We start from the raw sequence: 9,900 nt of genomic DNA on the forward strand, positions 1-9,900 counted from the left end.
CGAGCCGTCGCTGCCGAAGATCCACGGCATCATCGCCTACCCGGTGACCCCGTTCGTCGCCGATTCGGCCGGCACCCTCGACACCGCGGCGCTGAGCGCGCTGGTCAATCGGCTGGTGGGCGCCGGAGTCCACGCGATCGCCCCGCTCGGAAGCACCGGCGAACTGGCCTACCTCGACGAGGACGAGTTCGACACCGTCGTAGACATCACGATCTCCGCCGTCGACGGCCGCGTCCCCGTCATTGTCGGCGTGTCAGATCTGACCACTGCCAAGACAATTCGGCGTGCCCAGTATGCGGAGAAGGCGGGGGCCGACGCGGTGATGGTGCTGCCGGTGTCCTACTGGAAGCTCACCGAGCGCGAAATCGTCGAGCACTACCGCAGTATCGGCGCGGCGATCGGTATCCCGGTCATGGCGTACAACAATCCGGCCACCGCCGGGATCGACATGAGCCCCGAGTTGCTGGTGACGATGTTCGAGACCATCGACAACCTCACCATGGTCAAGGAGTCCACCGGTGACCTATCGCGGATGCAGCGCATCGCCGAGCTGAGCGGCGGCCAGTTGCCGTTCTACAACGGCAGCAACCCGTTGGTGCTCGAGGCGTTAAAGGCCGGCGCTTCGGGATGGTGCACCGCTGCGCCGTGTTTGCGTCCGCAGCCGTGCATCGAGCTGTACGAGGCCGTGCGCGCCGGCGAGGTGGACAAGGCGCAGAAGATCTACGACGAACTCAAACCGCTGCTGGAGTTCATCGTCGCGGGCGGGCTGGCCACCACGGTCAAGGCAGGGCTCGATCTGCTGGGCGTCGGCGTGGGCGACCCGCGCCGGCCGTTGCTGCCACTGGACGACGCCGGCCGGGCCAGGCTGCGTGAATTGCTGACGTGACGCCGGCTTGACTTTGTCTCGAACAAGAGTTCGAATAAGGTATGCGTTGGGAGCAGCAGAGCGTCGCGGTTGACGACGGCGCCCTGCCGGGCTTGGAGCGCATCGGCTTCGTCCGCAGTGTGCGCACACCGCAATTCGACGGCATCACGTTTCACGAAGTGCTGTGCAAATCCGCACTGAACAAGGTTCCCAACGCCTCGATGCTGCCGTTTCGCTACACCGTCAACGGGTACCGCGGGTGCTCGCATGCGTGCCGCTACTGTTTCGCGCGCCCCACCCACGAATACCTCGATCTTGACTGCGGCACCGACTTCGACACCCAGATCGTCGTCAAGACCAACGTCGTCGACGTGCTGCGCCGCGAGCTGCACCGCAAGTCTTGGCGCCGCGAGAAGGTGGCGCTGGGAACCAACACCGATCCCTATCAACGGGCCGAGGGCCGCTACTCGTTGATGCCGGGCATCATCAGTGCGCTCGCGGACTCCGGCACGCCGCTGTCGATCTTGACCAAAGGCACGCTGCTGCGCCGCGACCTCCCGCTGATCGCCGAGGCCGCCGCCCAGGTGCCGGTCAGCGTCGCGGTGTCACTGGCGGTCGCAGATCCGGTGCTGCACAAGGAGGTCGAACCGGGGACACCGAGCCCGCAGGCCCGGCTCGGACTGATCAGCGCGATCCGGCAGGCCGGATTGGACTGTCACGTCATGGTCGCGCCGGTGCTGCCGTATCTCACCGACTCCGTCGAGCATCTCGATGCTTTGTTGGGCGAGATCGCCGCAGCCGGCGCCACCGGTGTGACGGTGTTGGGCCTACACCTGCGCGGCTCGACTCGCGGCTGGTTCATGTCGTGGCTGGCGCGGTCACATCCCGAGCTGCTCCAGCGGTATCAGGAGCTATACCGGCGCGGCGCGTACCTGCCGGAGGACTACCGAAACAGATTGCGGCAGCGGGTGGAACCGCTGATCGCACGCTACGGTCTGGCCGGGCAGCGGCGAACGGCCACAGAGACCAACGCCGGCCCTGCCGCGGCATTGCAGCCCACGCTGTTCTAGCCGAGATCGGCGGCGTGGAAGGTGTTGCACTTGTTCGGGTCACCGGTCTGATAGCCGACGGTGAACCAGTGCTGGCGCTGCTCGGACGAGCCGTGCGTCCACGATTCCGGGTTGGTGCGCCCAGTGGCCTGCTTCTGGATCCGATCATCGCCTACCGACGCCGCGGCCGACAGCGCGTCGGCGATGTCCTTGTCGGTCAACGGCTCCAGGAACGGCGCCCCGGTGCTCTCTTGCCTGACGGTTGAGGCGTAGTGCGCCCACACGCCGGCGTAGCAGTCCGCTTGCAGTTCGGTGCATACGCCGTTGCCGCCTGCGCCCTGCGCGCCCTGCTGGGCGCGGCCCAGCACGCCTTCGAGGTTCTGTACGTGGTGGCCGAACTCGTGAGCCACCACGTACTCCTGCGCCAACGGCCCACCGCTGGAACCGAATTGGTCTTTGAGCACCTGGAAGAAGTCGGTGTCGAAGTAGGCAGTCTGGTCCATCGGGCAGTAGAAGGGGCCCACTTCGCTGGTGGCCGGGCCGCAGCGGGTGTCCACTGCGCCGCTGAAGAGCCGCACATGCGGGCGCGTGTAGCCGGGCATCAGCTGTTTCCAGACCGCATCGACCGAGTTGCCGGTGGCGACCACCCGGCACTGCACGTATTTGTTGGCGTCGGCGCCCGTCCGGCACCTGTCCAGATCGAAACCGGGTGCGGTGTTTTCGCCGACGTTCACCGGCTGCTGGCTGAGCACGTTGCCAGGGTCCACACCGAGGAGCATCGCGACGACCGCGAACACCAGCCCGCCGAGGCCGCCGCCGATCGCGATCATCCGGCCCCCTCCGCCACCGGATGTCGACGTGGTGCTGGTGTCGATCTGCATACCTTCGTTGAAGGTCATCGCGCTCTCCGTTACATCTGGTCGTCGGCTGGCTACTGTCGCGCGGCGGCGAACCGGCTGTCGGTGTAGGCCCGTAGGTTGGACAGGAATCGGCGCAGCATCACGTTCAGCAGCGGGTGCACGATGAGCATCGCGATCCGGGCGGGACCGGCCGGTTTCTGCGCCATGGTCCAGGTCAGCCGGCAGCCGCCAGGGGTGGTCTCGACGCGGTAATCCTCGGCGAAGGCGGCCACGGCGCGGGTCGAGCATTCGTTGAACCGAAATGCCATGCGGCGAAACGGTTCCCAGGCCAGGAACTCCTCGTCGCCGACGATGCCGCCGCGCATGTGGACGGTTCGGGTGGCGCCGACGCCGCGCGGCTCCGGGCTGGTCCATGTCACTTTGGTGATCACCGTCGCCCACTGGGGCCACGACTGGGGGTCGGAGAGAACCTCGAAAAGCTGCTCTGGGGTGATGGCCAGTTCGACGCTGTTGCGAAACCGGTACGGCGCCCGCTCGATGAAGTCGAGGTGGACACGCTCGCAAGGGACCATGGCGTTAGACATTAGCCCGGACCGTCGCTCGCCGCCGCGAGAAGGGGCACCACCACGTCGCTGATTGGCGTGGGTAGACCGTGCGCCCGGGCCCTGCGGATGATCACACCATTGCGGATGTCCCATTCGAGCGTCCGCCGGGCTTCCCGGTCCAGCAGCATCGAGGTGGCCATGTCGACTGGAGCGGCACGGAACATGTCGACCAGTTCGTCGACGACGCCGTCATCCAGGCGGGCGCCTTCGGCGCGGGCGACGGTCAGGCACTCGGCGAGGTAGCGACGCGACAGCGCGGCGACGTCGTCACGGCGAAACATTCCCGATCGCCGCCCGCTCAGCACCATCAGGCCGCCCACCGCGTTGGCCAGCAGTTTGCGCCAGGCCGCGGTGATGAAGTCCGGGTCGCAGTCGACCGGGCAGCCGGCGTCGCGCAGCAGCTCGGCGACCGTCTCCGCGGCCGGTCCAGACGGCAGCACCAGCCGGGGCTCGGTGCGCAACCACACCCAGCCGTCGGGCTGGGTTTCGGCGCTGAACCAGACGATGCCGGGCACGACGGGCGACGACGGGCAGTGCGGCTGCACCTGCTCGACCTGCTCGATACCGTTTTGCAGCACCGCGACGATGGTGTGTTCGTCGCACAGCCGGGCGAGCCAGCGACCGGCGACGTCGTTCTGCGTGGCTTTGACCGCGAGCACGACGACGTCGACCGGACCGCTGATCTCCTGCGGATCGGTGTGCACCGGCCCGGGCACGATGATGGGATCCGCGCCGTCGGGGCGGACTTCGATGTGTTCACGCGCGGTACGGCCGCACAGCAGCACCCGGTGACCGGCGGCGTGCAGGTACGCCGCGACCGTCGCACCGATGGCGCCCGGGCCGACAACCGCAATCTGTGTAGCGATGTCACCCAAGTTAGCGGGTGCGCCGTCCCTCTAGACTGGTCGGTGCTTGTCGCGTGGCGACCCGCTGCGCCCGGCGTCGCCGCGCTTGCGATCGCCACGGCATCCGACGTTAGGGAGTGTTTGTGCTGCGCAGTCACGCCGCCGGTGCATTGCGCGCCGGCGACGCCGGGCAGAAGGTCACGCTGGCCGGCTGGGTGGCGCGGCGCCGCGACCACGGCGGGGTGATCTTCATCGATCTGCGCGACGCTTCGGGGGTGTCGCAGGTGGTGTTCCGCGCCCCGGACGTCCTCGAGCAGGCCCACCGGCTGCGCGCGGAGTTCTGCGTAGCCGTCGACGGTGTGGTCGAAATCCGCCCGGAGGGAAACGAAAACCCCGAGTTGGCCACCGGCGCGATCGAGGTCAACGCGACCTCGCTGACGGTGCTGGGGGAAAGCGCGCCGCTGCCGTTCCAGCTTGACGAGCCCGCCGGTGAGGAACTGCGCCTGAAATACCGCTATCTCGACTTGCGCCGCGACGGTCCGGGCTCGGCAATTCGACTGCGCTCCAAGGTCAATGCCGCTGCCCGCGAGGTGCTGGCCCAGCATGACTTCGTCGAGATCGAGACGCCGACGCTGACCCGTTCGACACCGGAAGGGGCCCGCGATTTCCTGGTGCCGGCGCGGTTGCAGCCGGGCACGTTTTACGCGCTGCCGCAGAGCCCGCAGTTGTTCAAGCAGCTGCTGATGGTTGCGGGCATGGAGCGCTACTACCAGATCGCCCGCTGCTATCGCGACGAGGATTTCCGCGCCGACCGCCAGCCCGAGTTTACTCAGCTCGACATGGAGATGAGCTTCGTCGACGCCGACGACGTCATCGCGATCTCCGAGGAGATCTTGGTTGCGTTGTGGGCGCTGATCGGCTACCAGGTGCCGACGCCGATTCCGCGGATCAGCTACGTCGAAGCGATGCGTCGCTTCGGCTCCGACAAGCCGGACATGCGGTTCGGGCTTGAACTCGTCGAATGCACGGAGTTCTTCGCGGACACGCCTTTTCGTGTGTTCCAGGCGCCGTATGTGGGTGCGGTCGTGATGCCGGGCGGGGCGTCGCAGCCGCGCCGGACGCTGGATGGCTGGCAGGACTGGGCCAAACAGCGCGGGCACAAGGGATTGGCTTATGTGCTCGTCGGCGAGGACGGCACGCTGAGCGGTCCGGTGGCCAAGAACCTCTCCGACGCCGAGCGTGCCGGATTGGCGGCACATGTCGGCGCCCAACCGGGCGACTGCGTGTTCTTCTCGGCCGGCCCGGCGAAGTCGTCGCGGGCCCTGTTGGGCGCGGCGCGTAGCGAAATAGCCAAGCGGCTGGACATGATCGACGCCGACGCGTGGGCGTTCGTCTGGGTGGTCGACCCGCCGATGTTCGAACCCGCCGAGGAGGCCGCCGCGCACGGTGACGTCGCGCTCGGCGGTGCCTGGGCCGCGGTGCATCACGCGTTCACCGCGCCCAAGCCAGAGTCGGTGGACAGCATCGAATCCGATCCGGGCGCGGTGCTGGCCGACGCCTACGACATCGTCTGCAACGGGCACGAAATCGGTGGGGGCTCGATTCGTATCCACCGCCGCGACATCCAAGAGCGGGTATTCGCTGTGATGGGCCTCGACAAGGCACAAGCCGAAGAGAAGTTCGGATTCCTGTTGGAAGCGTTCACGTTCGGCGCGCCGCCGCACGGCGGTATCGCGTTCGGCTGGGACCGCATCACGGCGCTGCTGACCGGCATGGATTCGATCCGCGAAGTGATCGCTTTTCCCAAAACCGGCGGCGGCGTCGACCCGCTCACCGACGCGCCAGCGCCGATCACCCCACAACAGCGCAAGGAATCCGGGATCGACGCGATCCCCGAGCCTCGAGATCGACGTTAAGCGGGCTCGGAATAACGCCCTGCCCGGGCAGGTTGTCGCGGGCATGACCCAACAGATGCCCGATGCCGAAACGATCAAGGCGTTCAACAAGTCCATCGTCGACGAGTTCCGCACCAACGGCGGCAAGGTCGGCGGCCAGTTCGAGGGCGCCAACCTGCTGTTGCTCACCACAACCGGCGCCAAGTCCGGCCAGCCGCGGTTGACGCCACTGGCGTACCTGCGCATCGACGGCAAGCTGGTCATCGTCGGCTCGTTCGCCGGCGCCGACGTCAATCCCGCTTGGGTGCACAACCTGCGGGCCAACCCACACGCGCACCTCGAGATCGGCACCGAATCCTTTGACGTGATCGCCCGCGAACTACCGCCGGACGAACGCGACGCGATATTCCCCAAAGTCACCGCTGTCGCACCGGGATTCGCCGACTATCAGGCCAAGACCACGCGGGTCATCCCGCTTTTCGAGCTGCAGCCGGTGAATTAGCCGCCGCCGATCACGGGCTGATCACGGCAGTGCACCGCGCTTGCGGGACGAGTGATTCAGTGCGGGATCGCTTTCGACCACAGCTTTCTCAGGGTTGATTGCACCGGGTGTCCGGAGCGCAGGACAGTGACCACTTCGGTCGGGAACAGGGCTTGATTGGGGCCGCACTTGGGCCAAGCCTCGGTTCCCTGGGTGGCCAGCACCCGTTCGGCCACCGCGATCTGCTGCTCTCGCGACGCGTCCGCCGGTGAACCGACGCCGCCGTTGGCGTCCCACGTCGACTGCTTGAACTGCAGGCCACCGTATTTCCCGTTGCCGGTGTCGGCGTGCCAGTCGCTGCCCGACTCGCATTCGGCGACGGCGTCCCAGTCGACACTGTCCGCATATGCCACACCGGTAGCCGGATCGATCAACGCTGAGATGGCGACCACGATGACGGCGGCTTTGGCGAACGACTTGGCTATGCTCTTCTGTCTCAATATTCCGCCTAGAAATACCACTTACCACCTGTAACAAAAATGCGTGAAAGGTGTCAACAGCTGGTGCGCAATTTATTGGAGGGAGCTTTGAGATCAGCACTTGTTTTCGATAATATATGTTAGCTTTGCGGTATTTGATGAAATTGATTCATAACTGCTTAAAGTTCTAGAAGTTATCAATGTTGCAGTTGTTATTGCTGTCGTCAGTAGTCTGGCGCTGACCGTGGTAAGCAAGCGTGATGAGCGCTTCGCTAGCAAGCCAGGCCCAAGCTGCTGGCCGTGCTGCCCTGCAACGGCTGCATCCGGCGCTGTGGCCGATCACCCAGACGTCAGTCGCCGCCGGCCTGGCGTGGTATCTCACCCACGATCTGCTGGGCCATCGACAGCCGTTCTTTGCGCCGATCGCCGCCGTGGTGTGCTTGTCGGCGACCAACGTGTTACGTGGGCAACGCGCCGTCCAGATGATCATCGGTGTGACGCTCGGCATCGGGCTGGGCGCGGCGGTGCAGGCCCTCTTGGGTACGGGCCGTATCGCGATCTCGGTCGCCGTGTTCATCGCGTTGTGCGTTGCGGTGTTGATCGGGCGCGGTTTCATCGCACAGGGACTGATGTTCGTCAACCAAACAGGCGTCTCGGCTGTGCTGGTGTTGGTGTTCGCGCGCAGCGGGATGGTCTCGGAACGCCTCTTCGACACGCTGATCGGTGGTGGCATCGCCATCGTGTTCGGCACCCTGTTGTTTCCTGTCGACCCGCTGATCCTGTTGCGCGAAGCCCGTAGCGGCGTGCTGGCCGCTCTGCACGACACGCTCGCGGAAATCGCCGACCTGATCCGGGAGCGCAAACGGCCGGCGCACGACTGGCCGCTGCCGGTCGTCGAGCGCTTACACCAACAGGTCGCCGGGCTTGCCGAAGCCCGCACCACCGCGCAGCTGGCCGTTCGGGTAGCGCCTCGCCGGTGGGCCGCCCGCCGCGCCGTCCACGACGCCGACCAACAGGCCGCGCATCTGGGTCTGCTGGCCAGCTCCGTGCTGCATCTGGCGCGCGTCGTCACGCCCAACCCTGAGGCCCGGCTCCGGCAACCCATGCACGCTGCGATCAGCGAACTTGCGGTCGGCGCAACCACAGTCGACACCGACCGCGCTGCGGCGGCGGCTCACACCGCGGCCGCGCGCCGACATGCGTGCGACATGCAGGCAGCCGCGCACAACACGCCCGAAGTGACACTGGCCGCCGTCGTCCAGACCTGTGTCGACGACCTGCAACAGGTCGTCAACCTCGGTGCGGCGCTAGTCAATTCGCCTCGCCAAGGAACTCCTTGACCAGCTGTCTGGGAGCTTGCGTCAACCACGCCTCGGTGATCACCTCGCGCAACTCGGCAACCGTGATCTGCTCCAGTTTGACCAGCACCGCTGGGTAGCCGTCGAAATGCGGGGTGGTGAAAAACACCCCTGGCGCATCGGCGACCAACGCGAACTTGACGGCTTCGTCGGCCACCCGCACGCCCAGGATGTCGCCGGCCGGCACCTCCGAGCCGCGGGCGGCCAACGCCTCGCGGTCGGACTTGCGCAGCGGGCGCTCCCACACCATGAGCTTTTTGCCGACGCGCCAGTCGTGCGGCGACGGCTCCGCGGTAAGTGGCAATTCGTCGACGATTCGGGCGACGTCCTCCCACGTGGCCACCTATCGATTGTGCTCCCCAAATCCCGGACCGCGGCACGCCACAGCGAATTCTCAGCCACATGGCTGATAGTTAACCCGTGGCTCAGTCCGAGCGGTGGATCAGCACGGCGCGCATGCTGCGCCGGGCCGGATTCGGGGTGAGCGGCCCACAAGTCGACGCGGTGGCGGCCGGAGACTGGTCGTCCTACGTCGACAAGGCTCTCGGCTCGAATCCCGACGCCGATCCGGGCGCGGTGGCGACCCCGATCCCGACGTTTCCGTTGCCGTCGCGGCCAGGGAAAGACGCGGCGGTAGCCGAGCGAAAGCAGTACAACCGCCAACTGTCCGAGCAAATGTCGGAGCTATCTCGATGGTGGCTGCGGCGCATGGTCGCCGTCCAACAGCCCGTCCACGAGAAGCTAACGGTGTTGTGGCACAACCACTTTGCCACGTCAGCGCAGAAGGTTCGGATCGCCGGCCACATGGCGGCGCAGAACCAGAAGCTGCGCAGCCTGGCGCTCGGTGATTTTCGGACTTTGGCCTACGCGATGCTGACTGACGCCGCGATGCTGCGCTGGCTGGACGGGCAGACCAATACCGCCAAGGCCGCCAACGAGAACCTCGCCCGCGAATTCATGGAACTATTCGCGCTCGGACACGGCAACGGCGACACCGAAGCCGACGTGCGCGCGGGCGCTCGCGCGCTGACCGGATGGGTCATCGAGAAGAACGGCGACACGACGATGCTGCGCAGACGCCACGACGGCGGCACCAAGACGATCCTGGGTGCCACCGCCAACTTCGACGCCGCGGGTTTCTGCGACACGGTGTTGGCCCAACCCAACTCGGCCCGATACGTCGCCGGACGACTCTGGCAGCAGTTGGCCTCCGACGACCCGCCGCCAGCACTGACGCTCGACAGGCTGGTCAGCGCCTACGGCCCCGGCTGTGATCTGCGGGCCCTGACCCGGGCGATCCTCACCGACGACGAATTCACCAAAGGCCGCGGCGCCGTGGTCAACACACCGGTCGAGTGGTTGGTGGGAGTAATCCGCACCCTGCGGGTCGCTTTGGACCCACCAAAACGGCTGACGGCGCTTGACGCGACGTTGAAAGCGCTGGGGCAGCGGCCGTTCTATCC

General features: G+C 66.4%; 11 protein-coding genes. 6 read left to right on the forward strand and 5 right to left on the reverse strand.

Features of this window, described 5'->3' with window-relative positions:
* Positions 1–10: 10 nt before the first annotated feature.
* On the forward strand, positions 11–886 hold the full coding sequence (locus VFA16_RS06085; RefSeq protein ID WP_324966958.1) for a dihydrodipicolinate synthase family protein: 876 nt from the start codon (positions 11–13) through the stop codon (positions 884–886).
* Positions 887–927: 41 nt separating this feature from the next.
* Positions 928–1,935: an Rv2578c family radical SAM protein gene (locus VFA16_RS06090; RefSeq protein WP_324966951.1), complete on the forward strand. Its 1,008-nt coding sequence runs from the start codon at positions 928–930 to the stop codon at positions 1,933–1,935.
* On the opposite strand, the gene ypfJ is transcribed toward VFA16_RS06090, so the two are convergent.
* From ypfJ to VFA16_RS06105, 3 genes are read right to left on the reverse strand one after another with little or no spacing between them, the layout of a single operon-like run.
* Positions 1,932–2,813 carry a KPN_02809 family neutral zinc metallopeptidase gene (gene ypfJ / locus VFA16_RS06095; RefSeq protein ID WP_324966952.1) on the reverse strand — a complete coding sequence of 294 codons (882 nt, stop codon included), beginning with the start codon at positions 2,811–2,813 and terminating at the stop codon, positions 1,932–1,934. The genes VFA16_RS06090 and ypfJ overlap by 4 nt on opposite strands.
* A gap of 32 nt (positions 2,814–2,845) precedes the next feature.
* Entirely contained in the window at positions 2,846–3,346 is a 501-nt protein-coding gene (locus tag VFA16_RS06100) for an SRPBCC family protein (RefSeq protein WP_324966959.1), read from the reverse strand.
* Positions 3,347–3,357: 11 nt separating this feature from the next.
* Positions 3,358–4,245 carry an oxidoreductase gene (locus VFA16_RS06105; RefSeq protein WP_324966960.1) on the reverse strand — a complete coding sequence of 296 codons (888 nt, stop codon included), beginning with the start codon at positions 4,243–4,245 and terminating at the stop codon, positions 3,358–3,360.
* A gap of 116 nt (positions 4,246–4,361) precedes the next feature.
* Between VFA16_RS06105 and aspS the strand changes: the two genes are divergently transcribed.
* Positions 4,362–6,140, forward strand: a complete 1,779-nt coding sequence (gene aspS, locus VFA16_RS06110; protein ID WP_324966953.1) for an aspartate--tRNA ligase — start codon at positions 4,362–4,364, stop codon at positions 6,138–6,140.
* Between the two features lie 43 nt (positions 6,141–6,183).
* Positions 6,184–6,621 carry a nitroreductase family deazaflavin-dependent oxidoreductase gene (locus VFA16_RS06115; RefSeq protein WP_324966954.1) on the forward strand — a complete coding sequence of 146 codons (438 nt, stop codon included), beginning with the start codon at positions 6,184–6,186 and terminating at the stop codon, positions 6,619–6,621.
* A gap of 56 nt (positions 6,622–6,677) precedes the next feature.
* Here VFA16_RS06115 and VFA16_RS06120 read toward each other — a convergent pair whose 3' ends face one another.
* Positions 6,678–7,100 carry a transglycosylase family protein gene (locus tag VFA16_RS06120; protein ID WP_414687647.1) on the reverse strand — a complete coding sequence of 141 codons (423 nt, stop codon included), beginning with the start codon at positions 7,098–7,100 and terminating at the stop codon, positions 6,678–6,680.
* 239 nt (positions 7,101–7,339) lie between these two features.
* On the opposite strand from VFA16_RS06120, the gene VFA16_RS06125 reads away from it, so the two are divergent.
* On the forward strand, positions 7,340–8,419 hold the full coding sequence (locus tag VFA16_RS06125; RefSeq protein WP_324966955.1) for an FUSC family protein: 1,080 nt from the start codon (positions 7,340–7,342) through the stop codon (positions 8,417–8,419).
* Here VFA16_RS06125 and VFA16_RS06130 read toward each other — a convergent pair.
* On the reverse strand, positions 8,391–8,780 hold the full coding sequence (locus VFA16_RS06130) for an MmcQ/YjbR family DNA-binding protein (protein ID WP_324966956.1): 390 nt from the start codon (positions 8,778–8,780) through the stop codon (positions 8,391–8,393). The two genes, VFA16_RS06125 and VFA16_RS06130, sit on opposite strands and share 29 nt — an antisense overlap.
* A gap of 113 nt (positions 8,781–8,893) precedes the next feature.
* Here VFA16_RS06130 and VFA16_RS06135 point away from each other — a divergent pair.
* A partial coding sequence (locus tag VFA16_RS06135; protein ID WP_414687648.1) for a DUF1800 domain-containing protein occupies positions 8,894–9,900 on the forward strand: 1,007 nt, incomplete at its 3' end.

The sequence above is a fragment of the Mycobacterium sp. genome (genome assembly GCF_035653355.1).
In the GTDB taxonomy this organism is placed as follows: Bacteria; Actinomycetota; Actinomycetes; order Mycobacteriales; family Mycobacteriaceae; genus Mycobacterium.

Excerpts from the sequence above, each read along its gene's own strand:
- ypfJ (WP_324966952.1), bottom strand. The coding sequence starts at position 2,813 with ATGACCTTCAACGAAGGTATGCAGATCGACACCAGCACCACGTCGACA.
- VFA16_RS06100 (WP_324966959.1), bottom strand. The coding sequence starts at position 3,346 with ATGGTCCCTTGCGAGCGTGTCCACCTCGACTTCATCGAGCGGGCGCCG.
- VFA16_RS06090 (WP_324966951.1), top strand. The coding sequence starts at position 928 with ATGCGTTGGGAGCAGCAGAGCGTCGCGGTTGACGACGGCGCCCTGCCG.
- VFA16_RS06115 (WP_324966954.1), top strand. The coding sequence starts at position 6,184 with ATGACCCAACAGATGCCCGATGCCGAAACGATCAAGGCGTTCAACAAG.
- VFA16_RS06125 (WP_324966955.1), top strand. The coding sequence starts at position 7,340 with ATGAGCGCTTCGCTAGCAAGCCAGGCCCAAGCTGCTGGCCGTGCTGCC.